We start from the raw sequence: 26367 nt of genomic DNA, 5'->3' as shown, positions 1-26367 counted from the left end.
CCGCCCTACGGCGTCGGCACCTGGATAACAAGCGAGCCGTAGCCGACGTTCCCGACGCTGTCCACCGCGGCGACGTACAGCGTGTTGGTGCCGTAGGCCGGCGTGGCCAGGGTCACCGAGACGGTCTTGCCGGTCCAGCCGAGGCTGGTGCCCGCCTCCGCCTCCTCGGTGGGCGGGCTGCTCCAGCCGTAGCGGAAGCTGACCACGTCCAGGTCCGGCGAGCGCAGCTTGTAGGTGTAGAGCTGGCCGGGCGGGGCGGGACTGGTGACCGCGTCGACGCTCACCGTGGGCGGCTGGTTGTCGATGGAGAACTCGCACCACGCCGACCACGGGCTGAGCAGGTAGCCGTCATCGCTGCGCGTCCGGAAGGCGTACGACTTTCCATTGGCCGTGCCGGTCACCGCAGCCGTGGTGGACCGGGCGCCGGCCGTGACGGTCGAGCCCGTCGGCGCGGTCATCCGCGGCGTGGTGCTGTCGTAGGTGCCCGAGGCGGGGATCTCCAACAGCTCGTACGCCGTCTGGAGGACCTGGCCGGCATCCGCGTCGGGGAAGACGGCGGAGAGGGTCGGCGCGGTGCCCAGGGTGACGCGGCCGCCCGTGACGCAGGCCGCACCGCCGGCCTGGAGTGCGGTGGGCTGGCTGGGCGCGGTGTCGTAGTCGACCACCAGGCGTGCCGTGCTCGGATCGAACTTCTTCCACCGGTCCACCGTGCTCTCGCCGGTCCCGGACGAGTCGCTGCACGCGCAGAGGCCGTAGGTGATCGAGGTCTGGTGAGCGGCCGCCGCGCTGCTGAGGCCGGCGGCGACGCTGCCGGCGAAGCGCACGTTCATCGGCGGCTGCGGCGAGTCGATGCAGCCCGTTGCGCGGACGTGTGAGCTCGCGGAGGCGCGCAGCGTGGTCAGCGCGGGCGCCCAGGCGGTGCGGGGGGTGCTCGTGATCGCGCCGGACTGGTAGAGGTAGGTCGGGGTGTCGAAGCAGGACCAGGTGTGGGTCGCCACCACCTGCACGTACGCCGACCTGATGATCTTGCCGCTGAGGGCGCTGATCGGGAACTCGAAGTAGGAGCGGTAGGTGACTCCGGAGTCGGCGTCCTTACCGACCCGGGCGGCCGTGGTGTCGCTGTTGGTGGAGTTGTTGCTGGTGGCGTACGCCCAGCGGGAAGGGCTGGCGGACCAGGCCGGGTCGATGTAGACCGGGAAGGTCGCCTTCGCCGGATCGAGCAGGCCTGCCGACGGGCGCAGCACGAGGTCACCGGCCTCGTCGACGGCGGTCGACACGGGGGCGGTACGGGCGGCGACGCCGGGACCGGACGGCGAGGAGGCTGCCGCCGCACGAGGCGCGCCGACGGAGCCGGTCGAGTCCCACATCTCCGCCGTCGCGGCCCGTGCCACCTCGGCACCACCGGCGAGCGCCCGCAGCGAGCCGTCGGCCTCCCGCCGGACCCGCGCGTCACCGCCGAGGTCGAAGCGGATTTCCCGCAGCGCCGGGTTCGTCGCGGCCTGCGGGGCCTTCACCACGAGAACGTGGGTGAAGCCGGTGTGGGTGGCCGTCAGCACCAGGTCCACACCGGGCAGCACCTCGGGGTAGGTGGCCGCGTCCGCGGACACGGTCGGCGCGGGCAGCCCGCCCGGCCAGCCCAACGTCATCGTGCTCTTCCCGGTGGTCAACGTGGCCGCGGGACCGCGCCCACCGGCCGAGAACAGCACATTGGCCGGGGAGACCGCCGGCCGCAAGCCGGTGGCGTCGCGCCGCAGCGACAGGTCGACGTCGGACCAGGATCCGTCGCCCTGACGGATCCGCTGCGGAACGGCGGCGGTCTCGGCCACGAAGCCTCCGCCCGGCTTGGCGAAGACCTGGGTCAGCTCGGTGCGAGCGGAGACGACCTCCACCCGCTGGCCGGTACGCGTGGCCGTGGTGGTTGCCTGGACGGCCTCCCGGCCGGCCGTGCCGCGCGGGGCGGTGCCCTCCGTCACCGTCGCCGACGCGGCCGAGGCAGGCGCGGCGAGCAGAGTGACGCCGATGGACGCCGCGATCCCGGCGGCGAGCAGGCGGTGCGTGGATGGTCGGTGATGAGTGGACGGTCTCTGGATGTGGACAGCATGCATGGAGCGGCCAGTGGCCACCGCAACCCCCGTGGATGTAAGACAGCCAGACGGGGGAACTCTAGAGAGCGATATCGGCCACTGTCCACGTCTGTCACATCCGGTGAGCACAAATGGAGCGAGGTGCCGTATACGGCACAGCGGTGATCACGGGACCACGCACGGATACCGTCGACGGTAGGCTCACCTACCCGACCAGCCGTCGGAAGGTGATCGTGGTGGACGAGCCGACACGCGACGCCCTGCGACGGTCCCTCGGCACGCGGGCCCGGCGGTGGTTGCTCGTGGGCACCCTGGTGGTGGGGCTGTTCTGCGCCGTGGCGCTGGTCGCTGCCGCGGCGCCCACCGACCGGACGTTCGCCGCTCTCTCGGGCACGGTGCAGAGCGTGATGTCGGTCCTCACGCCACTCTTCGGCATCCTGCTCGTGCGCGACCTGCGTCGGGCGTCCGGCACCGTCCACGTCGTCCCGACGGTGCTCGCGGTGGTGCTGCCGGCCACGGTGATCGGCGTCGTGGGAGTGCTGATCTGCGCCGCGACGCTGGCCCTCACTCCCGCCGACGTGGCGGACGAGCCCTGGCGGCTCGCCGGAACGGTCGCGGTGGGCAGCGTGCTGGTGCAGATCGTCGCCGGCTTCGTGGGCACCGGGCTGGGCCTGCTGCTGCGGTCGCCGGTGGTCGCGTTCCTCGCCACGATCGTCCTGCCGCTGGCCCTGTTCGCGCTGCTGGGGGCCGTGGAAGCCCTGCGCCCGGCGCAGCCGTGGCTCACCCCGTTCGGCAGCGTGCGCAACCTGCTCTCCGGCGAGATGAGCGTGCTGCGGTGGGTGCAGTGGGTGTGCGTACTGCTGATCTGGGGTGTGGGTCTGAACACGGTCGGCGCCGCCGCGCTGCGCCGCCGCTAGCAGCCCGACCGACCAACCGACGGCCGCGCGCACCAGACGTGTGTGTCTTTCATCGAACGGTTCCGTTACGGGCCATTGACGCCCGTCGCACAGGGGTGATCTGATCGCGCTCTCAGAGAATCTTTCATCTTTCGCTGGATGGGAGCCCCATGCCCAGGTTCCGCCGTACCGCGCTCGCCGCGGCACTCACGATCGTCACGGCAGCGCTGTCGACCGCCGTCGCGCTGCCCGCCCCCGCGACCGCCGCGCTGCCCACCGCCGCCGTGGCGCTCGGCGACAGCTTCATCAGCGGCGAGGGCGCCGGGGCGTACACCCCGGTGGTCGACGCCAACGGGGTCGCCCAGGGCTTCCCCGGCTGGACGGCGCCGAACAACAACGCGTACTTCTGCCACCGGTCGGCGAACGCCTCGCTCAACCAGGCGAACCTGCCGGGTATCCAGAACCGGTTCAACCTGGCCTGCTCGGGCGGCCAGCCGCACGACATCGCCACCGCCTCCGGCGCGCGGGCCAACGGCCGAACCGTGGCCGCCCAGCTCGACCAGCTGCGCGCCGTCGCGCAGACGCAGGACATCGACCTCGTGCTGATCGGCCTGGGTTCCAACAACAGCTCGTTCACCTTCGGCAGCGTCGCGGAGACGTGCGCCAACCGCTTCATCGCCGACGCCTGGACGGGCTGGTGGGAGTTCTGGGCGTACCTGAACGGGCCGGTGGAGCAGAAGCCGTGCAGCGACGCCGACCTGGCCACCGCCGCACAGCTCAGCGCCGCGACCGCGGAGACCACCGCCGCCGTACGCCAGATCCTGACCACCCTCGACCAGGTGGACGCGGACGGCCAGCACCGGGTGGTGTTCCAGGACTACACCAACCCGCTGCCGCTGGACCTGAACCCGGTGTACTACGAGGAGGACGGCCGGGACGACACCCGGGACAAGTTCCGTGACCTCGGCGCGGAGCGGTACGCCGCCGGTTGCCCGATCCACCGGGCCAGCCTCGCCCCCGGGCACCGCTTCTCGCAGGGCCTGGGTGGCATCGTGAAGTCCACTCGGGACACCCTGGCCGCCGAGTTCCCCGCCGACGACCTGGTCTACCTCAACGTGCAGCGGGCCTTCGACGGCGCGCGGCTGTGCGAGTCGACGTCCAGCCCGACCGGCGCGCTGGCCACGCCCATCCGGCTGCAGGACGGCGCGACCGGCACCTTCGTGACCAGCCTCGCCGGCAAGGACAAGATCGCCATTCAGCGGATCGCCAACACGTGCGTCAGCTACTTCCAGACCTGCCAGGAGTCGTGGCACCCGAACGCCACCGGGCACCAGGTGCTCGGCCGGTGCCTCGCCGGCGCGGCCGTGACCGCCGCCCGCGCGGTGTCGTGTGTCCGCGCCGGTGACGGGACGATCTCCGTCTCCTGACCGGTCGCGCGCCACCGGAGGCCCCGCCACCCGGCGGGGCCTCCGCCGCGTCCGGACCGCCTCGGCTACCCGCCGGTAACGTCGGGCCGTAGGCTGGGCCGGTGAACGGGGATCCGGAGTACGCGCAGGAGTTCGTCGACGTCGACGGCGCTCGGCTCGGCATGCAGGTCTATCCCGAGCCGGCCGGCCCGCCCGGCGCGCCCGTGGTGGTGATCTGGCCCGCGATGGGGGTCCGCGCCCGCTACTACCAGCCGTTCGCCGCCGCGCTGCGCTCCGCCGGCCTGGCCGTGGTCGTCGCGGATCTGCGGGGGACCGGAGCGAGCACGCCCGCCCCGAGCCGCGCCGACCGGCACGGCTACGCCGAGCTGGCCAGCGACGTCGGCTCTGTCCTGGCGGCGCTCAAGCCGCGGCTGGACGGGCGTACCCGGGTGCTGCTCGGTCACTCCCTCGGCGGGCAGGCCGCCCTGCTGCACCTCGCCCGCCACGGCGGCGACGCGGTGGACGCTCTGGCGCTGATCGCGGTGGGCGTCCCGTACTGGCGCACCTATCCGGGTCGCCGAGGGCTCGGCGTGCTGCCGTACACCCAGGGCATCGCCGCCACCGCGGCGCTGCTCGGCGTCTGGCCGGGCTGGGGCTTCGGCGGCCGGCAGGCGCGCGGCGTGATCCGCGACTGGGCACACACCGCGCGGACCGGCCGTTTTCCCCGGCTCGACGGCACGGACACCGAAGCGGCGGTACGCGCGGTGCGCACACCGGTGCTGGCGATCAGCGTGGACGACGACCAGTACACCCCGCACGAGACCATGGACCACCTCTGCGCGAAGCTCACCGCGGCACCGGTGACCCGCGAGCGGTACACGGTGGCGGACGCCGGGGCGCCGCTGGACCACTTCACCTGGGTCCGCGCCGGCGCGCCGCTGGCCGGGCGGATCGCCCGTTTCGCCGCGGACCTGCCGCCCCGCTGAGCCGTACCGGCTGCTCGGGGCGGCCCGCCCCGCTCACTCCTCCGGGTCCAGCGGCACCAGCTCGTCGTCGCGTTCCACCTGGATCTGCGCGTGGTCCTTGCGCGGCGCGACCTCCGCGGTGTTCCGGTGCGGATCGTTGTTCGGGTGCATGAGCACCGCGTCGGTCTTGGGGGTCTTCTCGCGGACCTCATCCGGCTGCGACATCGCGTTCCCCTCTCCGTCGGCGTCGGACGGATCTACCCGCCACCGCGCGGACAACTCCTCCCGGCGGCGGTCTCCGACCGCGACGCCCGTACGTCCCCGTCGTGTCGGCGCGACGCGGGATCGACCGGCGGGCGACGGGGTTAGCCGCCCGGGCGGCGGGTAAGCCGCTTCGCCCGACACGGCGGAAGGGGATCACATGTCCGAACGACACACCGCACTGCGCTCGATGCACGATCTGGGTCTGGCGGCCTGGTTCGGCGGCTCCCTCATGGGTGCCTTCGGCGTCAACGGCGCAGCGGCGAAAATCAACGACTCGACCCAGCGACTTCCGGTCGCCTCGGCCGGTTGGTCGAAGTGGACTCCGGTCAACGCGGCCGCGATCGGCGCGCACCTGGCCGGTGCGGTCGGGGAACTGGTCACGGAGAGCCCACGGGTGGTGGCCCAGCGCGGGGTCGGCCGGGCCAGCGCCATCAAGACGGCGTTGACGATCGGCGCGCTCGCGGTCACGGGCTACAGCCGGTTGGTCGGCATGCGGTTGGAGAAGGCGGGCGGCCCGCCGGTGAACGGCGCCACGGAACCCAGCCACCAGACGCCGGCCAGCGTCGCCTCCTCGCAGCGGCAGATGAAGCTGCTCCAGTGGGCGATTCCGGCGCTGACGGGATCACTGGTCGTGGTCACGGCGTACATGAGTGAGCAGCAGAAGCCAGGTCAGGTGCTGCGCGGGATCCTCAGCCGCACCAGCGGAATGCGCAGCGCGCCGATGGGCATGGCCAAGATGGGCATGGGCAAGATGGGCATGGGCAAGATGGGCATGGGCATGGGAAAGCGGCAGATGGCCATGGCCGGACGCTGAGCGTCGGGCCGGCCGGCTTCCCACCGGACCGTCGACGGCGGGGCGCCGGCCGACCCCACGCGCCCGCCACGCGCTATGGCGTGCCGAGCGGGCAGGACCGGCCCGGGGACGGGCAATCCGTCCGCCGGCAGCGGCGGACCGACGAGCGAGGTGGCCATGGCGGCAGACGAGAGACGCAGCAGAGGCGGCGGTGACCGGCCGGTCCCGGAGGCGGTCAAACCGTGGCGCGCCGACGACGGTTTCGACGCCGACGCGCCCTGGGGCGCGGACGACGACTCGCCGATGGACGAGGGCAGCGAGGAGACAGCGGTGCCCGAGGGACGGCGCGGTGAGCGGCGCGCGGGCGCCCCGGCCGGCCGGAGCGGTCCGGCCGGACGGCACGGCTTCGGTTCGGTCGAACCCACCCGCACGACGACGGCCGGGCCGGGAGCGCCACCGGATCCGGCGCCCAGCGGTCGGAGCTTCCCCGACGACGCGGACGTCAACGAGCGGTCCCAGGACGCGCTGCGCACCCGGGGTCGACGCTCCTGATCAACGGCGCTGCCCGCGTGCCCGCTCCAAACGGGGTGCACGCGGGCAGCGGTCCGTCAGCCGCTCGACGTGGCCCGCGCCGCGACGGTCTGACCGTCGGCCGGTCCACGCGGCCCGGGCGGCACCCGCGGATCGGCGAGCATGGTCTCGGCGAGCAACTGCGCCAGCCGGGTGGCGTCGCGCTGGGCCTGCCCGGCGCAGCAGTTGTTGAACAGCACATGCAGGTCGTCGACGTCGCCGGCCAGCTCCGCCAGCCGCGCGGCCCAGTCCCGCAGCTCCGACTCGTCGTACGCGTAGCGGAACTTGTCCTGCTTGTCGCCGTCGCCCCACGCGTCGCTGTGGCCGTGGAAGCGGACGATCGCGGGCTCCGCCGTCCGCGTCAGGATCGGCGGCACCGACGACGGGTGCCCCTGTGGCATGTCGACGCAGACCAGGGACAGGTCGTGCGCGCGCAGCAGGTCCAGGGTCGCCGCCGCGCCGGCGCCGTCGAACCAGGAGGCGTGCCGCAGCTCCACCGCCACCCGCCACGGCCGGCACCGCTGCGCCAGCTCCACGATGCGACGCTCGGCGGCGGCGCCGCGCGCCAACCAGGGCGGAAACTGCAACAGCACCGCGCCGAGCTTGCCGGCGGCCGCGATCGGGTCCAGCGCCGCCTGGAAGCGGGCCCACAGCTCGTCGTACGCCTGCTCGGGCAGATCGCGACGGCGGACCCGGCTCGGGCCGCCGGCCGGCCGCAGATCCCGGGGCAGCACGGCGACCGGCGTGGGATGCCCGGTGAAGAGGCTGAACGCCTTGACGTTGAAGGTGAAGTCGTCGGGTGTCGCGTCGACCCAGCCCTGTGTCGTCTCCGGCACCGGAACGGCGTAGTAGGACGTGTCCACTTCGACCAGCGGGAACCGTCCCGCGTAGTAGGCCAGCCGGCCGGCCGGCGTGTTGGCCGAGCGCGGATACCAGCCGGAGCGCAGCAACGTCTGGTCCGCCCAGGACGACGTGCCCACCTTGATCACACCCATGTCATTCAGTGGACAGTCCCGCGCCCCGATCGGCAACCGCTGGCGGCCGGCGCTCCCGTCGTGTCCGACCCCGAAGTGTCGGTGCCCGGTCCTAGGCTGGCGCCCGACGGACCTCGACCGAAGGGCAACACCATGACCAGCACCGCGCAGCTCACCGGGGAACGGGCCGACCTGCTGCAGACGCTGCGCCGGCACCGGGGCTTCCTCCTGCAGACCGTCGACGGGCTGACCGACGAGCAGGCCGCCGCCCGCAGCACCGTGAGCGAGCTCTGCCCGGGCGGGCTCATCAAGCACGTCGCCGGCACCGAGGAGCGGTGGATGCTGTTCGCCGTGGGTGGCGCGGAGGCCATGCAGCGCGAGGAGATCGACTGGGTCGGTCAGTTCCGGATGGCGCCGGGCGAGACCCTGGCCGGGCTGGTCGAGCGGTTCCAGGCGGTGGCCGCCCACACCGACGAGCTGATCGCCACCCTCGATCTGGACGCGGCCCACCCGCTGCCGCAGGCGCCCTGGTTCGAGCCGGGTGCGAGCTGGACGGTCCGCCGGGTGCTGCTGCACCTCATCGCCGAGACGTCGCAGCACGCGGGGCACGCCGACATCCTGCGTGAGGCGATCGACGAGTCGAAGACCATGGGCTGAGCCCCGGCCCGCCCTCGGGCGCTTCGCCTCGTGCTGTCACCACCGGTTCCCGCTCCGGGCGCCGATGTGACATCGCCCGGGGGGTGGGCGCTGAGGGACACGAGATGAACGCGGACCGGATGAACCAGGAAACCGCCGAGCGGCTGCTCGGCGGTTTCCCCGTCGATCCGTCGACCGACACGCGTCCGGTCGTGCTGCTCCTGACGGCGGTGCGTGCCGCGCCGCGCCCCGACGAGCTGGCCGGCCTGAGCCTCGCCGTGCAGGATTTCCGTCGCGCCCAGGCGCACCGCCGGCGGCCTCCCCCGGCCCACGTGTCCCCGTCCCTCGATCAGGACGCCGGCGGTGCGACAGCCCGGAGCGACGGCCGCTGAGTCACGGTCGCCGCCGGGTCCGCGGGCGGGCCTCCGCCTGGGTGGAGCGATCACCGGCGTACGCGTCGGTGTGCCCCCAACGGCCGGGGATGTCGAGCAGCTCGATACCGCCGAAGCCGCTCGGCAGGGCGGGATTCACCAGCAGGTTCTCGCCGGTGGGCCGCAGGCCCAACAGGGTGCCCAGCAACATCAGCAGCGCGCCCGAGGACCACGACTGGGGACGACCGGCCGAGGGCAACTGGACCGGATACTTGGTCAGGCTCCGCTCGTAGCCGGCGATCAGCTCCGGCACCGCTCCGCCGAGCGTCTGCGCCATGTCGAAGATGCCGGCCGCGATCCGGGCCGCGTGCGTGTCGAAACGGTAGTGCCGCAGACCGGCGGCGATCAGGGCGTTGTCCGACGGCCACACCGCCCCGAGGTGCGAGCCCACCGGGTTGTACGGGCGCTGGCCGGTGGCGAACGTCCGCACCCCCCAGCCGCTGAACAGCCGCGGCCCGAGCAGGTGCTCGGCGACCGCCTCGGCGCGATCGTCCGCGACGATCCCGCTCCACAGCAGGTGCCCGATGTTGGACGTCAGGGCGTCGACCTGCTCGCCGTACGGGTCCAGCGCCAACGCGTAGTACTCCCGGTGCGGCAACCAGAAGTCCCGGTTGAACCGCTCCTTGAGCGCCGTCGCCTCCCGATCGAGCCGGTCGGCGTACTCGGGCTCGCCCCAGAACTCGCGGGCCAGCCGGGCGCCGCGCCGCTTCGCGTCGTACGCGTAGCCCTGCAACTCGCAGGTGGCGCGGGGAAACGCGGGCAACCGCCCGTGCGCGTCGACGATCGCGTCCCGGGAGTCCTTCCAGGACTGGTTCACCGCGCCGTGCCGCTCGTTGCGGCGCTGGTAGCGCACGTAACCGTCGCCGGTCATGTCGCCGTACTCGTCGATCCAGTCCAGCGCCCGCCGGGCCGGGTGGCGCAGCTCGCGGACCAGCTCCGCGTCGCCGGACCAGCGCTCGTACTCGTCGAGCAGGACCACGAACAGCGGGGTGGTGTCGGCCGCGCCGTAGTACAGCGCGTTGGGCCGCTCCCCGAACGCGGCCAACTCGCCGTAGCGCAACTGGACCAGGATCTTGCCCGGCTCCTCGTCGTGCTCGTCGTCGAGTTGGCCACCCTGCAGCAGCGCCAGCATCCGCAGCGTCGCGCGGGCCAGTTCGGGGGTGAACGCCAGGCTCTGCAGGCAGGTGATGATGCTGTCCCGCCCGCACATTCCCATCGCCCACGGCAGGCCGCCGACCGGCACCCGGTCGGTGTACGCCAGCGGCTGGTACCGCAGCGCCGCCAGGGCGGCCAGAGCGCCCTGGTACGTCTCCTCCAGGCCCGCCCGTTCGGCCACCAACTGCGGGGCCCGGGCCAACCACGCGGTCAGGTCGTCACCCATTCCCCGCCGCAGGACCTGCTGGTGCGACTCCAGATCGGCGCGCATGTCCCGGTCACCCTCGCCCCGCATCGTCATGCTGACGTGCAGGGTGGTCTCCCACTTCCCCTCGGGCGGAACGCTGATCCGGAACGTGAGCCCCTCCTCGTCGACCTCGGCGGGGGCGGTGCTGTGCACCGTGGTGACGCGGCCGAACCGCTCCCGCTCGTAGCGCAGCACGAGTGCCGCACGGTGGGCGTCGACCGCGACGTGGACGGCCCGCGGTCGGGGCCGTGCGACGTCGGCGATCTCGGCGATGTCGGTGAAGTCAGCGCCCACCTCCATCCGCACGGTGAAGTCGGCGGGCTTCGGCGAATGGTTGAGCACGGTGATCTGCTCGTGGAAGCAGTCGTGCACCGAGCGGTGCCGGATGATCGACACGTCGGCGTCCACGTAGTGGCTCGCCGCACCGGGCACCAGGACGAACCGGGTCTCGAAGTACGTCATGTCGTCGCGGGAGAGCGCGTTGAGGCGTTCCCCGTCGACGCTGAGCACCCACCGCGACAGGAAGCGGGTGTCGAACGAGAAGAGCCCGACCGGCGCCTGCGGGTCGACCTCCATGTCGCCCTGGGCGTCGCTGATCGCGAACACGTTGCCGGCGATCACGTGCACCTGCTCCTGCCTCATCGCGACCCCTCCTGTCTCGCGAGGGCCGCCCGGCCCAGCGCACGGGGATGCCGGGCGTCGGCCGGGCCGGGGAAGATCCGCCGCAGCAGCAACAGCAGTGCCATGTCGCCCCGCACGGTCAGCTCGTTGCGCAGCAACGCCTCGGCGAGGTGCAGCTGACCGCTGGCCAACTCGTCGAAGACCGCCCGATCGGCGCGGACCAGCAGGTCGGCGTCGTCGGCCGACCGGGTCACCTGGACGTGCTGGTCAGCGACGGTCAGGTACCAGTGATCGGTACAGCCGTCGCCGCGCATGTCCAGCCGCAGCGTCCCGGCGGTGGTCTCGGACAGGTCGGGGCGCCGGCCGGCGTCCAGGTCCTGCAGGAACCGCGCCGCCGTCGTACCCATCAGGTCACCTCCCGCATCCCCGCAGAATCACCCGGCGCGGGGTGAGCGGGAGTCACCCGAACCGGGTGAACCGGGGGACGCGGGTCAGACGGCCTCGACGAGGCCGCGGACGTAGGCGGCCTGCCCGGCGTGTTGCAGGTCGTCGTCGGCGATGCTGACCAGCCGCACGCCGAGAGTGACCGGCGGGTCCCACGACTCGTCCACCACGCGGTCCAGGTCCGCCGGGCGCAGCCCCGCCAGGAACGATCCGGTACGCGCCGAAACCGCCTCGTAGTAGTCGATCAGCGCCTGCGCGCTCTCCGGGCGCACCTCCGCCACCTGCGCGGGCGTGTGGCCGTAGCCGGTGTTGTGCGGGTCGGCGGTGAGCCCGAACCGCCCCGCCCAGTCCCCGTTGACCCAGATCTGCTCGGCGTCGAGCAGGTCGGCGACGTGGTGGTCCTGGACGCGGGTGAGGTGCCAGACCAGCCACCCGACCGGGTTGGCGCCCTCGCCGGGCGCCCGACGCAGCTGCTCCGGGGTGAGGCCGTCGACCGCCGCGCGGACGAGGTCGGGCAGCCGGTCGTACGTCTCGGTCAGCAGGTCACTCACGTCCACGGGGCACGCCTCCTGGTCGGTTTCCGATCACGGTACCGCCCGACACCGACAGCCAGACCTCGGCCGCTACGGTGATCACGTGGTCGCGGCGCTGGAGCTGTATCTGGACCCGGACGCCACCCGGCGGATCCGGGTGTTGTGGGACGCGTTGGAGGCCGAGGGCGTGCAGAGCATGCGCTCGCTGCTGGAGCAGCGCCACCGCCCGCACGTGTCGCTCGCGGTCGCGCCCCGCTTCGACCCCGAACAGGTCGCCGAGGCGCTGCGCGGAACGGTCGTGGCGGCCCCACTACGACTGGACTTCCAGTACGCGGGGCAGTTCGTCGGACGGGTGCTCTGGCTCGGCCCGGCGCCCACCCCGGAGTTGCTCGCGCACCACCGGTTGGTGCACGGCCGGCTCGCCGCCGCCGGGATCACCCTGGTCGAGCACTACCAGCCGGGGCGCTGGGTGCCGCACTGCACGCTGTCCATGCGGGTGCCGAACACGCTGATGGCCGCCGCGGTGCGCCGCTGCCTGGAGGTGCTGCCGCTGGCGGCGACCGTGGTCGGCGCCGCCCTCACCGACCACGCCCGCGGCATCACCCATCCGCTGGCCTAGGGTTTGTCAACGTCCCAGCCGTCCTGGCGGTCGACGCGCCGCCGCGCGGACACGCTCGCCGCCACCGCTGCGGCGAGCGCGATGGATGCCCCGGCCACCAGCAGGCGCGGACCCAGCGGGGCGAGCGCACCGGCCAGCCCGGTCCCGAGCGAGCCGGCGGCCACCTTCAGGGCCGCCGTCGACACGAACACCTGCGTCCGCACGGCGTCCGGCGCGTACGCCGAGCAGCGCCGGCCGGGTCGCCCCGACCTGCGACACGGTGGCCAGCAACACCACTCCCACGGTCGCGCCGGCGTCCGCGCCGCGGGCGAGCGTCGCCGCGACGAGGTAGCGGGGCAGGGCTTCACGTCCGGTGGCGACCCGGACGGCGGTGTCGAGAGATCCGCTCACCTGTACCTCGCTACCCATTCGGCCGGTCGGTGCACCATCGAGGCGAGATGTCCGGTTTGGCGGGCGACAGTCGGGAAACCGAAAACAGGGGGTGCGGATGCGGCCGGGCGTGGGATGGTTCGACGTGGATGCCGTACCGGTGGTGACCCGCGCGAGCGGGCCGCCCGCGGCGGCTTCGACGAGGAGAGGCAGGGCCCATGCAGGCTCAGCGCAGGCCACCGCGCACGGAGCGGAGCCAGACCAGCCACGACCGGACCGGTGGCGGGATGACCGGGGCGGCCACGCCCCTGACCATCTGGGCCGCCGCCGTGCTGCTCGGTCGCATCGGCGCCGGTGACGACGACAGCGAGGACGAGCGGCACATCCTGCGCGGCATCGAGTGAGCCTCGCGCCCCGCTGCTAGAGCCAGCCGCGGCGCTTGAAGACCAGATAGAGGGTTCCGCAGACCAGCAGCATCAGCAGCAGCGCGAACAGGTAGCCGAAGCGCCAGTTCAGCTCCGGCATGTGGACGAAGTTCATGCCGTACACGGTGCCGATGAGCGTGGGGGCGAACAGGATCGCGGCCCACGAGGAGACCTTCTTCAACTCCTCGTTCTGCGCGTAGCTGGCCGCGGTCAGGCTGCGCATCTCCTCGTTCTGCTGCTGCGAGACGAGTGTGGCGTTGACGGTGAGGATGTTCTGCAGCAGGTGCCGGAACCCGTCCACCCGCTCGACAACCTGGGTGAGGTGGTCGGTCACGTCACGCAGGTAGCGGAGCAGCTCCTCGTCCGTGCCGTAGCTGCCGGCGCCGGTGGCCAACGCGTCGAGCATGGTGAGCAGCGGCCGGGCGGCCCGCTGGAACTCGATGACCTCCCGGCTGAGCCCGTAGATGCGCCGGCTGGCGTTCGGGTCACCCCCGAAGACCTGGGTCTCGATCTCGTCGATGTCGTTCTCCAACCCGGCGACCACCGGCGCGTACCCGTCGACGACCTGGTCGAGGATCGCGTACAGGACCGCCTCGGGCCCCTGGGCGAGCATCGGCGCGTCGGCCTCCATCCGTCGCCGGACCGCCGCCAGGTCGGGGACCTCGCCGTGGCGGACCGTCACCACGAAACCGGGCCCGATGAACAGGTGCAGTTCGGAGAACTCGACCTCCTCCCGCAGGTCGTCGTAGCGGGCGGCACGCAACACCACGAACAGCGTGTGCCCGTACCGCTCCAGCTTGGGTCGCTGGTGGGCGTTGATCGCGTCCTCCACCGCCAGGTCGTGCAGGCGGAACTCGCGCGCCAGCGAGGAGATCTGGTCGATGTCGGGCCGGTACAACCCGATCCAGGCCATCGCGTCGTCCTGCTCCTGTAGGCAGGAGTACGTCTCGGCGAGGCCGGCCGGCGACGCGATCCGGTGTCCCCGGATGTAGACGGCACTGTCCACCATGCCACCGGCGGGCGGGGGCGGCTCCGGCGGCGGCACGCCGACGCGGGTCTCGTGCTCGTCGAGCTGACGGCCGAAGCCACCACCCGGGCGGAAGCGACGGCCGCCGACCATGACCCGCTCCTTCCCCGGTGGCATCCGATCCGGCGGCCTCCCGGCCCGACCGGACGATTCGGTGCGAGGCGCGCCGGAGGCGCTGCATCCCCCCTGCCCCCGGCCCGAAACCCTCCGACTCGCCGGCCGTCCCCACCCGGTACGGGCGGGTTCGGCGTACCTGGGGACGGGCGCGTGTGGCCGGGCGGATACTCGCGGTGACCATGGGCGGAGGACGGGGGAAGCGCCGGTGCAGGGCAACAGGCGCGCCGGGCGGCTGCGCGGTTGGCTGCTCGACGGCGGTACGGAGCGGGCCGCGCGGCATTCCGGCCCGGGCGGCCGCCCGCCTGAGGATCGGCACCACCCGTGGTGGAAGGTGATGTGCCTGACCGGTGTCGACTACTTCTCGACGCTGGGCTACCAGCCGGGCATCGCGGCGCTCGCGGCCGGGGCGCTGTCGCCGGTGGCGACGCTGGTGCTGGTGCTGGTGACGCTGCTGGGCGCGCTGCCGGTGTACCGGCGGGTGGCGGTGGAGAGCCCGCACGGTGAGGGCTCGATCGCGATGCTCGTACGCCTGCTGAGCTACTGGCCGGGCAAGCTGTTGGTGCTGGTGCTGCTCGGTTTCGCGGCCACCGACTTCATCATCACCATCACCCTCTCGGCGGCGGACGCGACCGCCCACCTCGACGAGAACCCGTTCTGGCCGAGCGGGCTCAAGGGACACGAGGTGGCCATCACGCTGCTGCTGGTGGCATTGCTGGGCGCGGTGTTCCTCAAGGGATTCGGCGAGGCCATCGGGATCGCCGTCGTCCTGGTCGCGGTCTACCTGGCGCTGAACGCGGTGGTGATCGCCGACGCGCTGTGGCGGGTGGTGACCCACCCGAGCGCGGTCGGGGACTGGACCACCGCGCTGAGCACCGGACACGGCGATCCCCTGCTGGTGGTCGGGCTGTCCCTGCTGGTGTTCCCGAAGCTGGCGTTGGGCCTGTCCGGTTTCGAGACCGGGGTGGCCGTGATGCCGCACATCCGGGGGGATCGCGAGGACTCGGAGGACCGGCCGCTGGGCCGGATCCGGGGGGCGCGGCGGCTGCTCACCACCGCCGCCGCGACGATGAGCGTCTTCCTGATCACCAGCAGTGTGACCACCACCGTGCTGATCCCGCCGGAGGCGTTCAAACCGGGCGGGCCGGCGAACGGCCGGGCGCTGGCCTACCTGGCGCACCAGCACCTCGGCGGCGTTTTCGGCACCGTCTACGACCTGTCCACGATCGGGATCCTGTGGTTCGCGGGCGCGTCGGCGATGGCCGGGCTGCTCAATCTCGTACCCCGGTATCTGCCGCGCTACGGTATGGCCCCTACCTGGGCGCGGGCGGTCCGGCCGCTGGTGCTGGTCTTCACCTCGGTGGCATTCCTGATCACGGTGATCTTCTCCGCCAGCGTGGACGCGCAGGGCGGCGCGTACGCCACCGGGGTCCTGGTGTTGATCACCTCGGCGGCGACGGCCGTGACCCTCGCGGCGCGACGACGGCGGCAGCGGGGGCGGATGTACGCCTTCGGGGCCATCGCGCTGATCTTCGTCTACACCACCCTGGCGAACGTCGTGGAACGCCCCGACGGCGTCAAGATCGCCGCCTGTTTCATCGGCGGGATGATCCTGGTGTCGGTGCTGTCCCGGCTCGTACGGGCCTACGAGGTGCGAGTCGACCACGTCGAGCTGGATCCGGTCGCCGCCCGGATGATCGACGAGCGTGCCACCCGTCGGATCCGCCTCATCGCGCACGAGCCGGACCGCCGCGACCCGGCCGAATACCGCGCCAAGCTGGCACAGACCATGGCGGACAACGACTTCCCCGACGACAGCGACGTCATCTTCGTCGAGGTCCACGTCACCGACCCGTCGGACTTCGAGACCGAGCTGCCGGTGCGCGGCAGCGTGGCGCACGACAGCTACCCGGTGCTCAGCCTGACCGGCTCCTCGGTGCCCACCGCGCTCGCCGCCCTGCTGTTGGAGATCCGCGACCGGAGCAGGCGACGCCCACACATCTACTTCGAATGGAGCGAGGGTGGCCCGGGTCGCAACCTCCTGCGCTACCTGGCGTTCGGGCAGGGCGCCATCGCCTCGGTCACCCGGGAGATCCTGCGTCGCCAGGAGCCCGACCCGCGCCGCCGGCCGCACGTGCACACCGGTTGACCTGCCGGTCGAACCGTCGCCGGTGGTGAGCGTGGTCATAACGGCTGGACGATCCACCGGTGGGAGCTGCTAGCCTCGCCGCAGGTCATGAGTGCCAGCGCGAAGCCCCGGCTCGCTGGCCGGCAACCCTCCTCCGCGGTGGGGTGCCCCGGGTGAAGACCAGGCACCGGCAGGACGCCGGCGCAAGCGTGGCCTGGCACCCAGGTCAGCAACAGACCCGGGAGACCGTATGCGCATCCTCAGCCCCACGCCACCGGCCGGTCGGCTCACGCCGCCCCTGACCCGGCGTCGCCACGTGGACCTGATGCGAATGTGCAGCGCGGCGTGTAACCACCACCCCACGCGCTAACCCCTCCCCTCCCTCCCCTCCCCCGGGCGCACCACGCCCACCCACCCTCGCGTCGATCATGACGTTGTTGCCCGCCCGACCGGCGTGTCGGGGCAACAACTTCACGATCGACCGGGTCGACGCACCCTTTTGGAGACACCCGTGCGATTTTCTTCTGGCTTGAGCCGTGCCGTTGCCGTTGGGGCGGCCCTTGTGGTTGCCGGCGCGCTGACCGCCTGCGGCACCGACGACGCCTCGAACGACACCGCTGGCAACCCGTACGGCCTGGCGCAGGCCGGCGTGCTGCGTGCCGGCACGCTGACCGACGCCCCACCGAACGTGTACCTCAAGGACGGTAAGTTCACCGGCTTCGACAACGACCTGCTGACCGCGGTCGCCGGCAAGCTCGGCCTGAAGGTCGAGTTCGTCGGCACCGACTTCTCCGCGCTGCTCTCCCAGGTCAACAACCACAAGTTCGACGTCGGCAGCTCCTCGATCACGATCACCGAGGCGCGGAAGAAGACAGTCGACTTCGGCAACGGCTACGACTTCGGCTACTTCGGGCTGGACGTGCCGGCCGGCTCGCCGATCACCGGGTTCGACCAGCTCGCCGGCAAGCGGGTCGTGGTGGTGCAGGGCACCGTCCAGGACGACTACGCCACCGGCAAGCAGCTCGACCCGGTGCGGGTGCCGGACTACAACGGCGCGCTCAACCAGCTCAAGGCGGGCACCGCCGACGCGTGGATCGCCCCGGCGGAGATCGGCGAGAAGTCGGCCGCCGACAGCAACGGCAAGATCACCGTGGCGGCCAAGCAGCTCAGCCCGGCACCGACCGCGTACGCCGTGGCCAAGGGCAGCGACAAGCTGCGCGAGGCGCTGAACAAGGGCCTCGACGAGGTGATCGCCGACGGCACCTGGAGCCGGTTGCAGGCCCAGTACTACCCGGGCCGCCCGATCCCGGCGGACTTCACCCCGGGCAGCGGCACCGTGGCGGCGCCGTCGGCGTCCGCCGCGCCGTCGGCGTCGGCGTCGGCCGCGTCCTGAACCGGTGACGAGCGAGCGGGGCGGTAGGAGAGGCGACCGATGGATCCGTTGAGCACCTTGTGGGAGACCTTCTTCGACGCCGACGCGATGCGCGAGGCGCTGCCCGAGATGCTGACCGTCGGGCTGCCCAACACGCTGATCCTGGCGGTCTCCGCCGCCCTGCTCGGCACGGTGTTCGGCCTGCTGCTGGCCGTGGCCGGCATCTCCCGCAGCCGGTGGCTGCGCTGGCCGGCGCGCGTCTACACCGACGTCTTCCGAGGGCTGCCGGCCGCGGCGACGATCCTGCTGATCGGCGTCGGGCTGGCACCGCTCGGCATGCAGGTCTGGGGACCGGACCCGTACCCGCTGGGCATCCTCGCGCTGTCGCTGATCGCGGCGGCGTACATCGGGGAGATCTTCCGCTCCGGCATCCAGTCGGTGGAGGCGGCCCAGTTGGAGGGCGCGCGGGCACTCGGCTTCTCCTGGGCCGACGCGATGCGGCTGGTGATCATCCCGCAGGGCATCCGGCGGGTGCTGCCCGCCTGGGTCAACCAGCTCATCGCGCTGATCAAGGACTCCAGCCTGGTCTACTTCCTCGGCCTGGTGGCCAGCCAGCGGGAGCTGTTCCGCATCGGGCAGGACTATGCGGCCACCACCGGCAACGAGTCCGCGTTGCTGCTCGCCGGACTCTTCTACCTGGCGTTGACCGTCCCGCTGACGCACGTCGTGAACGCGATCGACCGGCGGTTGCGCCACGGCCGGCCGGCCACCGCACCCGCCGACGACGAGGACGAGGACGACCCGGCGCTGACCGGGGCCCCGGAAGGAGACCGGCGATGACCACCACCGCGACCACCACCTCGGTCAGCCTCCAGGCGCGCGACGTCCACCTGGCCTTCGGGCCGAACCGCGTGCTGCGCGGCGTCGACCTGACCGTGCAGCGCGGTGGGACCGCCTGCGTGATCGGGCCGTCCGGGTCGGGCAAGTCCACTCTGCTGCGTACCCTCAACCGGCTCATCGAGCCCGACCGCGGCGACGTGCTGCTGGACGGGCGCAGCGTCCTGCGCGACGATCCGGACGCGCTGCGCCAGCGGGTGGGCATGGTCTTCCAGCAGTTCAACCTCTTCCCGCACATGAGCGTGCTGCGCAACGTCACCCTGGCGCTGCGCCGGCTGCGCAAGCTCGGCGAGGACGAGGCGGTGGCCGTCGCCCGCGCCCAGTTGGAGCTGGTGGGGCTCGCCGGCAAGGCCGATGCCCGGCCGGCGCAGCTCTCCGGTGGTCAGCAGCAGCGGGTGGCGATCGCCCGGGCGCTGGCGCTGCGGCCCGAGGTGATGCTCTTCGACGAGGCCACCTCGGCGCTCGACCCGGAACTGGTCAAGGGGGTGCTCGGGGTGATGGCCGACCTGTCCGCCGCCGGAATGACGATGGTGGTGGTCACCCACGAGATGGGCTTCGCCCGGCACGTCGCCGACACCGTCGCCTTCATGGACCGGGGTGTGGTGCTGGAGGCCGGCCCGCCGGAGAGGATCTTCGAGGGCGCCGAGCATCCCCGGCTCCGCCGCTTCCTCGCCCAGGTGCTCTGAGACGACCGCTCAGCCGGCCTGGAGGCGCAGGTGCACCGCGAACGCCTTCAGGTCGCCGAGCAGCTCCAGGATGGCGTTGCGGTACGCGACCGACGCCCACAGGTGCAGCTCCTCGTCGTCCAGCCCGCCGAACGCCAGCGAGAGCGCCTTGCGCCGGCGCCGGTCGAGCACCTTGTGCGGGCGGGTGAGCAGGTCGCCCTCCCGGCGCAGCGCCTGAAGGTAGGCGGCCACCGCCTCCTGGTAGTGCCGCCCGGCGACCCGCTCCAGCAGAGTGAACTCGAAGACGTTCAACGCCGCTTCGGAATCCCAGTACGCGGCGTCGCGCACCGGAGCGCTCGCGACGTGCCGGCCCATGGCGTGCCGGGCCTCGTAGAGCAGCAGCACGCCCCGGCCGGTGGTGCTCAGCGGCCGGCGGGGCGACGGCAGCCGCAGCGTACGCACCGGCGCCGCGGCGGTCAGGTCCATTGCGCCGGCGTACGTCGGCATGCGGTGCGTTCCCGACGCCGGCTCCGGCAGCAGGCAGGCCCGCTCCTGGTAGGGCAGCGGGCCACCGGTGGGCACGGCGCGCACCGTCGCGGCGTGCAGCTCGGACAGGGGCCGGTCGTCCGGGGCCGGGCCCGGTGGCAGGGTGAGCACGAGACCGTTGACGCCGGGCACCGGCACGCCCAGCACGCAGGAGGTGCGCAGGAACGCCCAGGTCGCCGCCGCCTCGCGGATGCCGCTCGCCACCGCCTGCGCGTCGGCCCGCCAGTCCTGGGCGATCCGCAACCGCTGCGCCAGGTCGGCGGTCGCGGCGCCGTCGTGCGGGTACAGCTCCCGGACGGCCCGGGGCAGCGACCCGAGGCGCAGCTCCAGCGGGTCGCCGGTGGGCGAGGCCACGGCGTGCCTCGGGCAGTCGGCGGCGGAGTGCGGGTCACCGTCGACCGCGTGGCAGTCCCCCAGCCAGCTCGCGCCGGGCGGACCGGCCGGACGGGCGAACGCCAGGTGGGGCAGCCGGCCGGTGCGCAGCACCGTCTCGTACTGCCCTCGGGTGCGCCCGGCGCGCAGCACGTCCAGCGGCAGCATCGGCGCCAGCGCCAACACCCCCGCGAGGACGACGCAGTGCGGGCAGGCGTCACGCACCCGGTAGCGGCGGAGGTGGTCCACGCCGGGCTGCTCCCACTGGACGCCGATGACGGCGTCGTCCTGCGCCATCAGGTAGAGGAACTCGGTGGCGACGCGTTCGCGGGTGACCGCCACCAGCTCGTCGAGGAACTCCCGCTCGGTGACCGCCCGCAGGTCGGCCTCGCTCCCTCCGGTGGTCATGGGCACCCCCTCGCGGACCGAACACATCGACGGACGCCGAACCGGTTCTTACCGTACCCGCCGACGACGTGGCCGAATGTCCCGCACGCGTGGCGGGCGGTGTCACCAATCCGTCAGGCCCGGACCGGGCCGCACCGGCGGGTGTTCACTCGTTGGGTCCCCGCCCCAGCAGCCGGATCTCCTCGTTGTCCAGGGCGGCCTGAAGCTCCTGGAGCACCAGGTCGTCGATCTCCCGGTTGTCGCGCAGCCGGGTCAGCTCCCGCCGCTTGTGGGCCAGGACGCCGAGGCGCAGTCGGCGGTCCAGCCGGCGTTCCTCGGCGGTACGCCCACCGCTGTCGTTGACGTCCTCCAGGTGCCGCTGGTACTCGGCCTGTAGTCGACGTACCGCCTCCCCCTCGACGCCGACCTCGGCGGCGACCTGCGGCAGCGCGTCCAGGCCGGCCTGGGTGGCGCGCAGGCGGGCCTGCCGGGCCTCGTCGACGCGTTCGGGGTCGCCGGTCAGCCCCGCCCAGCGCACCACCAGCGGCAGGGTGGTGCCCTGCACAAGCATGATCACGACGATGACCAGCGCGGTGACGAAGATGATCAGGTCGCGTTCGGCCACCGGTTTACCGGCGGCCGTCATCGTCGGGACGGCCAGCGCGGCGGCGAGCGACACTGCGCCCCGGAAACCGGACCAGCCGGCCACGATCCCCACCCGCCAGTTGGACGCCGACTGGTCCTCGTCCAGCATCCGGCGGCGCAGCTTCGCCGACTCCGCCGTCAGGTAGAGGAACAGCAGCCGGGTGGCGACGACGACCGGGGTGACCACCAGCACGATCGCCAGGGCCCGGCCCGGCGAGGTGCTGGAGATGTCCTTCACCGCCCGGGGGATCTGCGTGCCGAGCAGCACGAACAGCCCGCCGTTGATGAGGAACGTGGACAGGTCCCAGAACGCGTACGCCAGCACCCGGGACCGGGCGCGGATCACCCGCGGACCGGCGTACGCCAGCACCAGGCCGGCGACCACGACGGCCAGCACACCGCTGGCGTGCACCGAGTCGGCGAGCAGGAACGCGCCGAACGGTGTCAGCACGCTCAGCGCCCCCTCGCGCAGCGGGTCGTCGAGCCGCTTGCGGATCAGCACCACGGCGGCGCCCACCAGCAGACCGGCGACCACCCCGCCGACGCCCGCCCCGACGAACTCCTCGCCGATGCCCAGCACCCCCGGCTTCTCGCTCTGGGTGAGCAGACCCACGGTCACCCCGAAGATCACCAGGGCGGTGCCGTCGTTGATCAGACTCTCCGCGTGCAGAGTGGTGAGCAGCTTCCGGGGCAGCCGCTTGGCCAGGCCGGTGACCGCTGCGGCGTCGGTCGGCGCGAGGACCGCGCCCAGCACCCAGGCGGCTGCCGGGTGCACGCCGAGCGCCTGCGCGGTCAGGGACACCGTGACCATGGTGAGCACCACGAGCACCACGGCGAGCAGCCCGATCACCGGCAGGTTGGCCCGGATCTCGCGCAGGCTGATGGTGAGGCTCTCCCGGTAGAGGATCGCGGGCAGGAAGATCAGCAGCACCAGGTCCGGCTCCAGGGTCACCTCGGACAGCGGCGGCACCAGCCCGAGCAGCACCCCGAACCCGATGAGCAGCACCGGCGGCGCCACCCGGTACCGGCCGCCGAGGGTGGTGCCGACCAGGACGGTGACGCCCACCACCACGATCAGGACGAGCACCTGCACGGCGTACCCCCTCGATCCCCGGCCGACGACGAACGCCGGGTTGTTCCATCTGATCGCACCCCGGTTGCCGGTTCCACAGGAACGGGCAAGTCGCCGGGCGTCCGAGCGCGGGGGACGCGCCCCCGGCCGGGTCAGGCCGGATCGGCGGTGCGGACGCGCGCGGTGAGCAGGCGGGCGGTGAGCAGGCGGGCGGTACGACGGTGCACGGCGGCTTCCTCGTCGTGGCCCAGGGCGGTGGCCAGGTCGGCGAGGTGCCCGGCCACCGGGCCGACGGTGAGCACCCCGCTGCCGGCGGCCAGTTCGCCGGCGGCCGGCCGGAGCGCGGCGGCGACGCGCTCCATGGTGGGCCGGTCGCCGACGGCGAGGGCGGCCCGCGCGGTGAGGCACAGCCGCACCTCCCGCAGCAGGTCGTGCGGCCCGTCCGGGAGGACCCGCAGGGCCGCTCGGGCGGCGCCGAGGTCCCCCTCGGCCGCGACCAGCAGCGGGCGGACCCACGGCTCGTGCGGCCCCCAGTCCAGGCCCGCCCAGTCCTCGTCGTCCGGCCCGGGGATCGGCCGCTGGCCGGCCGACCCGGACACCGGCTGGTCGTAGCCCGTTCGGCGCGCACCTGTCGGCGCGTGCGCCAGCGGGTCGGCGCTGACGGCCTCGGCCAGGCGCAGGCCGAGCAGGGCGAGGGGCAGCAGTCCGTGGGCCAGACCCGGCATGGCGTCGGCGGGGAGCGGTTCGGCGGCCGCCCGGTACGCGGTCGCCGCCGCCTCCCGGTCGCCGCCCAACGCCCGGCGCAGCGCGGCGTACCAGCCGGTGAAGACCCCGACCAGCGGCAACTCGTACCGCTGGGCGAGGCGGTCGGCGGCACGGGCGTGCTCGTCCGCGCCGGCCCGGTCGGCTCGCGCGCAGCCCGACTGGACCAGGATGAGGTGACCCAGCACCTCGAAGGTCACCAATTGGCGCGCAGTGGCCAGGTCGATCAGCTCCGCGCCGATCCGGGCCCGCTCGGCGGCCAGCCCGACGCGGTGGAAGGCGTGCATGAACCGCGCATTCAGCGCGAAGGCCAGCAACCCGGGGTCGGCGACGGTCCGGGCGATCCGCTCGGCCTCGGCGGCGGCCCGGCGGCCACGGTCACCGGTGGTGCCGCGCAGCTCCAGCGCGAGCGTGCTCAGCAGCCGGCTGCGCTGCGCCGAGCCGGTCGGGCCGAGGCCGGTCAGGGCGTTCTCGGCGGCGCCGACGATCCGCGCGGAGAGCAGGTCGTCGTCGTTGCGGGTCCAGATGGCGGGCACGTCGAAACCGGCCAGCACCTCCGCCGTCAGCCGGGGGTCACCGACCGCCTCGGCGTCGGCGATCGCCTCGGCGCGGTACGTCCGTGCCTCGGCCAACCGGCCCGTCACCGCCAGCCCCCGCCCCAGACCCAGCACCGCGCTCAACCGCTCGCGCCGCTCGGTCCCCCCGGCCCGGTCGTACGCGTCGATGACCTGCGCCCACAGCCGGGCCGCCTCGTGCGGGTTGCCGGCGCGTTCGGCCTGTTCGGCGGCGGTACGGGCGTAGCCCGCGGCCTGGTGGGCGGCTGCCGGGCCGCCGGCACGCAGCAGGTGGTGGGCGAGCGTGGCGGGGTCGACGGGCTGGCGCCGCCGCAACGCCTCGGCGACGGCGGCGTGCCAGGCCGCGCGACGCGCCGCGGACAGGTCCGCGTAGAGCGTGTCGCGGACCAGGATGTGGGTGAACCGCAGTCGCCCGTCGGGCTCCCGCTCGGTCAGGAACCCGGCCTGCAACGCGCGGTCCACGGCGTCCAGCAGCGCCGCCGGGTCGCCGGTCAGCGCGCCGAGCACCGCGGGGTCGACGTCCCGGCCGAGCATCGCCGCCTGCCGCAGCACGGTACGGGTCGGTGCGGGCAACTGGGCGAGGCGGTGCCGGATGACATCACGCACCCCGGGCGGCACCGCCGCCAGCGCCGCGCCGCCCGCACCGGCGTACAACTGGGCCAGCTCCCGGACGAAGAACGGGTTGCCGCCGCTGCGGTGATGGATCAGCCCGACGGTGGGCGGGTCCAGGTCCCCTCCGACGAGGGCGCGGGCCAGCTCGCCGGTCGCCTCGGGAGACAGGCCGCCGAGGTATACGCGCACCGGTTCGAGCCCGGCGGCGCGGGCCAGGGCGGCGGTCAGCTCCGGGTTGATCTCGGTGGCCCGGTAGGTGCCCAGGACCAGCACCGGCCCGGTGGCCTGCTGCGGCCCGGCGAGCAGGGCGGTGAGCAGATCCAGCGTGTCGCCGTCGGCGCGGTGCAGGTCGTCCAGGACCAGCAGGAGGGGCCCCCGGTCGGCGACGGCGGAGACCAACGACGCCACCGCGCGGTGCCGACGGAACCGGGCCACGGCGGGGTCGCCCGCGCCACCGGTCCCGGCCGTCCCACCGCCGTCCAGCGGCTCGCCCGACCCCGACAGCTCGCTCGGTCCCGCCGGCCCGCCCGACCCGGACGGCTCGGTGAGCGTGTCGGTGATCTGGGTCCACGGCCAGGCGGCCGGGGCGCCCTCGTACTCGGGACTGCGGCCCCAGGCAGTGGTCCAGCCCTCGGTGGCGAGCTGCCGGGTCAGCGCCTCGGCCAGGGCGGTCTTGCCGGCGCCCGGCTCCCCACTGAGCAGGGCGAGCGTGGGCCGGCCGGACCGGGCGGCGACCTGGCCCGCGTGCCGCAGCCGCTCCAGCTCCGCGTCCCGCCCGACGAACGGTCGCTGCGGCGCCGCTGCGGACCCACCCTCCCGAACGGGTCCGGCACGGTCTGCCACGGCCACGGCCACGGCGGGGGCCTGGGTCAGGTGTGGCGCCTGAGCCAGGATGTCGGCCTCCAGCCGGCGCAGCTCGGGCCCCGGGTCCAGACCCAGCTCAGCCACCAGGACGTCGCGGGCCTCGCGCAACGCGGCCAGCGCCTCGCCCTGCCGGCCGGCGCGGTACCGGGCCAGCGCGAGCAGCCGCCAGGCGTCCTCCCGCAGCGGATGGCTGGCGAGGTGGGCTGGCAGGTCGGCGGCGGCCTCGTCCGGACGACCCAGCGCGAGCAGCGCCTCGGCGCGCCGCTCGACGGCGAGCATCCGCAGCTCGTTCAACCGGTTGATCTCCGCGACGGCCCAGAGGGCGCCCGCGCAGTCCGCGTACGCGGGACCCTGCCACAGCCCGAGCGCCGCGTCCAGCGCGGTCAGGGCCGGCGCGGGCAGTTCCCCGCCCAGCAGCCGTCCCGCCTCGCCGACGGCCGCCTCGAAGCGGTCGGCGTCCACCGTGTCCGGGGCGGCCCGCAGCGCGTACCCCGGGGGTTCGGTGACCAGGAGGCGGGGTGGCTGCCGGGGCGGCCGGTCGGGCTCCAACGCCCGGCGCAGGTCGGCGACGAAGGTGCGGATCGCGCCCACCGCGCCGTCCGGCGGGACCTCCCACAGGTCGTCGACGAGGCGTTCCACCGGCACCACCCGGCCGTGGGCGATCAGCAACCGGGCCAGCACCAGGCGCTGCCGGTGTCCCCGCAGCGGGACCGGGCCGCCCGCGGCGGTGGCGGTCACCGGCCCGAGTACGCCGAACGTCACCCCCACCGGCGGCGTCGGTTGCCTGGTCATGGCACCAATCTAGGCGGCCGTGCCGGCCCGCACTGATCCGGCGCTGACCGTCTGCTGATCACCACCGGGCAGCCTCGATGACGTACGACGGCGACGGGCGCCCCG

24 protein-coding genes and 1 riboswitch are annotated in these 26367 nt (G+C 73.4%); of the genes, 13 read left to right on the top strand and 11 right to left on the bottom strand.

Going from position 1 to position 26367, the window contains the following annotated elements:
• Window positions 1-5: 5 nt before the first annotated feature.
• Complete coding sequence (locus ABZU46_RS04655) at window positions 6-2105, bottom strand: hypothetical protein (RefSeq protein WP_354855097.1); 2100 nt, start codon at window positions 2103-2105, stop codon at window positions 6-8.
• A gap of 215 nt (window positions 2106-2320) precedes the next feature.
• Between ABZU46_RS04655 and ABZU46_RS04650 the strand changes: the two genes are divergently transcribed.
• From ABZU46_RS04650 to ABZU46_RS04640, 3 genes are all read left to right on the top strand, one after another.
• Window positions 2321-3001: a hypothetical protein gene (locus tag ABZU46_RS04650; RefSeq protein WP_354855096.1), complete on the top strand. Its 681-nt coding sequence runs from the start codon at window positions 2321-2323 to the stop codon at window positions 2999-3001.
• A 149-nt stretch (window positions 3002-3150) separates the two neighbouring features.
• Window positions 3151-4407, top strand: a complete 1257-nt coding sequence (locus tag ABZU46_RS04645; protein ID WP_354855095.1) for a hypothetical protein — start codon at window positions 3151-3153, stop codon at window positions 4405-4407.
• A gap of 101 nt (window positions 4408-4508) precedes the next feature.
• Window positions 4509-5372, top strand: a complete 864-nt coding sequence (locus ABZU46_RS04640) for an alpha/beta fold hydrolase (RefSeq protein WP_354855094.1) — start codon at window positions 4509-4511, stop codon at window positions 5370-5372.
• 33 nt (window positions 5373-5405) lie between these two features.
• Here the strand turns inward: ABZU46_RS04640 and ABZU46_RS04635 are convergent, their stop codons facing one another.
• Window positions 5406-5576, bottom strand: a complete 171-nt coding sequence (locus tag ABZU46_RS04635; RefSeq protein WP_354855093.1) for a hypothetical protein — start codon at window positions 5574-5576, stop codon at window positions 5406-5408.
• A gap of 196 nt (window positions 5577-5772) precedes the next feature.
• On the opposite strand from ABZU46_RS04635, the gene ABZU46_RS04630 reads away from it, so the two are divergent.
• Together ABZU46_RS04630 and ABZU46_RS04625 are read left to right on the top strand one after the other, a co-directional pair.
• Window positions 5773-6429 carry a hypothetical protein gene (locus ABZU46_RS04630; RefSeq protein WP_354855092.1) on the top strand — a complete coding sequence of 219 codons (657 nt, stop codon included), beginning with the start codon at window positions 5773-5775 and terminating at the stop codon, window positions 6427-6429.
• Window positions 6430-6585: 156 nt separating this feature from the next.
• Window positions 6586-6960 carry a hypothetical protein gene (locus ABZU46_RS04625; protein ID WP_354855091.1) on the top strand — a complete coding sequence of 125 codons (375 nt, stop codon included), beginning with the start codon at window positions 6586-6588 and terminating at the stop codon, window positions 6958-6960.
• Between the two features lie 56 nt (window positions 6961-7016).
• Here the strand turns inward: ABZU46_RS04625 and ABZU46_RS04620 are convergent, their stop codons facing one another.
• On the bottom strand, window positions 7017-7973 hold the full coding sequence (locus ABZU46_RS04620; protein WP_354855090.1) for a DUF72 domain-containing protein: 957 nt from the start codon (window positions 7971-7973) through the stop codon (window positions 7017-7019).
• Between the two features lie 132 nt (window positions 7974-8105).
• Between ABZU46_RS04620 and ABZU46_RS04615 the strand changes: the two genes are divergently transcribed.
• Window positions 8106-8609, top strand: a complete 504-nt coding sequence (locus ABZU46_RS04615; protein WP_354855089.1) for a DinB family protein — start codon at window positions 8106-8108, stop codon at window positions 8607-8609.
• A 104-nt stretch (window positions 8610-8713) separates the two neighbouring features.
• Window positions 8714-8980 carry a hypothetical protein gene (locus tag ABZU46_RS04610; protein WP_354855088.1) on the top strand — a complete coding sequence of 89 codons (267 nt, stop codon included), beginning with the start codon at window positions 8714-8716 and terminating at the stop codon, window positions 8978-8980.
• A gap of 1 nt (window position 8981) precedes the next feature.
• Here the strand turns inward: ABZU46_RS04610 and ABZU46_RS04605 are convergent, their stop codons facing one another.
• The 3 genes from ABZU46_RS04605 to ABZU46_RS04595 form a co-directional block, all read right to left on the bottom strand.
• Window positions 8982-11063, bottom strand: a complete 2082-nt coding sequence (locus ABZU46_RS04605) for a glycogen debranching N-terminal domain-containing protein (RefSeq protein WP_354855087.1) — start codon at window positions 11061-11063, stop codon at window positions 8982-8984.
• The gene (locus ABZU46_RS04600; RefSeq protein ID WP_354855086.1) at window positions 11060-11449 is read right to left on the bottom strand and encodes an SCP2 sterol-binding domain-containing protein; all 390 of its coding nucleotides are present in this window, start codon (window positions 11447-11449) and stop codon (window positions 11060-11062) included. Before ABZU46_RS04600 ends, ABZU46_RS04605 begins: the two co-directional genes overlap by 4 nt.
• 84 nt (window positions 11450-11533) lie before the next feature.
• On the bottom strand, window positions 11534-12043 hold the full coding sequence (locus tag ABZU46_RS04595) for a DUF664 domain-containing protein (protein WP_354855085.1): 510 nt from the start codon (window positions 12041-12043) through the stop codon (window positions 11534-11536).
• Window positions 12044-12122: 79 nt separating this feature from the next.
• Here ABZU46_RS04595 and ABZU46_RS04590 point away from each other — a divergent pair, with 79 nt between their 5' ends.
• Window positions 12123-12638, top strand: a complete 516-nt coding sequence (locus ABZU46_RS04590; RefSeq protein ID WP_354855084.1) for a 2'-5' RNA ligase family protein — start codon at window positions 12123-12125, stop codon at window positions 12636-12638.
• Here ABZU46_RS04590 and ABZU46_RS04585 read toward each other — a convergent pair.
• Complete coding sequence (locus tag ABZU46_RS04585; protein WP_354855083.1) at window positions 12635-12841, bottom strand: hypothetical protein; 207 nt, start codon at window positions 12839-12841, stop codon at window positions 12635-12637. The two genes, ABZU46_RS04590 and ABZU46_RS04585, sit on opposite strands and share 4 nt — an antisense overlap.
• 384 nt (window positions 12842-13225) lie before the next feature.
• Here ABZU46_RS04585 and ABZU46_RS04580 point away from each other — a divergent pair, with 384 nt between their 5' ends.
• Entirely contained in the window at window positions 13226-13411 is a 186-nt protein-coding gene (locus tag ABZU46_RS04580; protein WP_007457747.1) for a hypothetical protein, read from the top strand.
• A gap of 16 nt (window positions 13412-13427) precedes the next feature.
• Here the strand turns inward: ABZU46_RS04580 and corA are convergent, their stop codons facing one another.
• Window positions 13428-14552 carry a magnesium/cobalt transporter CorA gene (corA, locus tag ABZU46_RS04575; protein ID WP_354855082.1) on the bottom strand — a complete coding sequence of 375 codons (1125 nt, stop codon included), beginning with the start codon at window positions 14550-14552 and terminating at the stop codon, window positions 13428-13430.
• Between the two features lie 229 nt (window positions 14553-14781).
• Here corA and ABZU46_RS04570 point away from each other — a divergent pair, with 229 nt between their 5' ends.
• The 4 genes from ABZU46_RS04570 to ABZU46_RS04555 all read left to right on the top strand — a co-directional run bounded on the left by ABZU46_RS04570 (window position 14782) and on the right by ABZU46_RS04555 (window position 19656).
• Window positions 14782-16722 carry an amino acid transporter gene (locus ABZU46_RS04570; RefSeq protein ID WP_354855081.1) on the top strand — a complete coding sequence of 647 codons (1941 nt, stop codon included), beginning with the start codon at window positions 14782-14784 and terminating at the stop codon, window positions 16720-16722.
• Window positions 16723-16805: 83 nt separating this feature from the next.
• Window positions 16806-16917, top strand: a riboswitch (SAM riboswitch).
• A 346-nt stretch (window positions 16918-17263) separates the two neighbouring features.
• A complete protein-coding gene (locus tag ABZU46_RS04565; RefSeq protein ID WP_354855080.1) occupies window positions 17264-18094 on the top strand; it encodes an ABC transporter substrate-binding protein in 831 nt (276 codons plus the stop codon).
• A 39-nt stretch (window positions 18095-18133) separates the two neighbouring features.
• Complete coding sequence (locus ABZU46_RS04560; RefSeq protein WP_354855079.1) at window positions 18134-18913, top strand: amino acid ABC transporter permease; 780 nt, start codon at window positions 18134-18136, stop codon at window positions 18911-18913.
• Window positions 18910-19656, top strand: a complete 747-nt coding sequence (locus ABZU46_RS04555) for an amino acid ABC transporter ATP-binding protein (RefSeq protein ID WP_354855078.1) — start codon at window positions 18910-18912, stop codon at window positions 19654-19656. The genes ABZU46_RS04560 and ABZU46_RS04555 overlap by 4 nt, the downstream gene beginning before the upstream one ends.
• Window positions 19657-19665: 9 nt before the next feature.
• Here the strand turns inward: ABZU46_RS04555 and ABZU46_RS04550 are convergent, their stop codons facing one another.
• The 3 genes from ABZU46_RS04550 to ABZU46_RS04540 form a co-directional block, all read right to left on the bottom strand.
• The gene (locus ABZU46_RS04550) at window positions 19666-20961 is read right to left on the bottom strand and encodes a hypothetical protein (RefSeq protein WP_354855077.1); all 1296 of its coding nucleotides are present in this window, start codon (window positions 20959-20961) and stop codon (window positions 19666-19668) included.
• A 145-nt stretch (window positions 20962-21106) separates the two neighbouring features.
• A complete protein-coding gene (locus ABZU46_RS04545; RefSeq protein WP_354855076.1) occupies window positions 21107-22678 on the bottom strand; it encodes a Na+/H+ antiporter in 1572 nt (523 codons plus the stop codon).
• Between the two features lie 131 nt (window positions 22679-22809).
• On the bottom strand, window positions 22810-26262 hold the full coding sequence (locus ABZU46_RS04540; protein ID WP_354855075.1) for a BTAD domain-containing putative transcriptional regulator: 3453 nt from the start codon (window positions 26260-26262) through the stop codon (window positions 22810-22812).
• Window positions 26263-26367: the final 105 nt, after the last annotated feature.

This window comes from Micromonospora sp. NPDC005197 (assembly GCF_040608295.1).
Taxonomy (GTDB): Bacteria; Actinomycetota; Actinomycetes; order Mycobacteriales; family Micromonosporaceae; genus Micromonospora.
Note: the sequence above shows the minus strand (reverse complement) of the source record. Positions and strands in the feature narration are given on the sequence as shown.

What these genes read in the sequence shown, in the direction of transcription:
- ABZU46_RS04580 (WP_007457747.1), top strand. Translation starts at nt 13,226, where the DNA reads ATGCAGGCTCAGCGCAGGCCACCGCGCACGGAGCGGAGCCAGACCAGC.
- ABZU46_RS04600 (WP_354855086.1), bottom strand. Translation starts at nt 11,449, where the DNA reads ATGGGTACGACGGCGGCGCGGTTCCTGCAGGACCTGGACGCCGGCCGG.
- ABZU46_RS04625 (WP_354855091.1), top strand. Translation starts at nt 6,586, where the DNA reads ATGGCGGCAGACGAGAGACGCAGCAGAGGCGGCGGTGACCGGCCGGTC.
- ABZU46_RS04615 (WP_354855089.1), top strand. Translation starts at nt 8,106, where the DNA reads ATGACCAGCACCGCGCAGCTCACCGGGGAACGGGCCGACCTGCTGCAG.
- ABZU46_RS04655 (WP_354855097.1), bottom strand. Translation starts at nt 2,105, where the DNA reads ATGCATGCTGTCCACATCCAGAGACCGTCCACTCATCACCGACCATCC.
- ABZU46_RS04620 (WP_354855090.1), bottom strand. Translation starts at nt 7,973, where the DNA reads ATGGGTGTGATCAAGGTGGGCACGTCGTCCTGGGCGGACCAGACGTTG.
- ABZU46_RS04610 (WP_354855088.1), top strand. Translation starts at nt 8,714, where the DNA reads ATGAACGCGGACCGGATGAACCAGGAAACCGCCGAGCGGCTGCTCGGC.
- ABZU46_RS04605 (WP_354855087.1), bottom strand. Translation starts at nt 11,063, where the DNA reads ATGAGGCAGGAGCAGGTGCACGTGATCGCCGGCAACGTGTTCGCGATC.
- ABZU46_RS04555 (WP_354855078.1), top strand. Translation starts at nt 18,910, where the DNA reads ATGACCACCACCGCGACCACCACCTCGGTCAGCCTCCAGGCGCGCGAC.
- corA (WP_354855082.1), bottom strand. Translation starts at nt 14,552, where the DNA reads ATGGTCGGCGGCCGTCGCTTCCGCCCGGGTGGTGGCTTCGGCCGTCAG.
- ABZU46_RS04630 (WP_354855092.1), top strand. Translation starts at nt 5,773, where the DNA reads ATGTCCGAACGACACACCGCACTGCGCTCGATGCACGATCTGGGTCTG.
- ABZU46_RS04560 (WP_354855079.1), top strand. Translation starts at nt 18,134, where the DNA reads ATGGATCCGTTGAGCACCTTGTGGGAGACCTTCTTCGACGCCGACGCG.
- ABZU46_RS04645 (WP_354855095.1), top strand. Translation starts at nt 3,151, where the DNA reads ATGCCCAGGTTCCGCCGTACCGCGCTCGCCGCGGCACTCACGATCGTC.
- ABZU46_RS04540 (WP_354855075.1), bottom strand. Translation starts at nt 26,262, where the DNA reads ATGACCAGGCAACCGACGCCGCCGGTGGGGGTGACGTTCGGCGTACTC.
- ABZU46_RS04550 (WP_354855077.1), bottom strand. Translation starts at nt 20,961, where the DNA reads ATGACCACCGGAGGGAGCGAGGCCGACCTGCGGGCGGTCACCGAGCGG.
- ABZU46_RS04635 (WP_354855093.1), bottom strand. Translation starts at nt 5,576, where the DNA reads ATGTCGCAGCCGGATGAGGTCCGCGAGAAGACCCCCAAGACCGACGCG.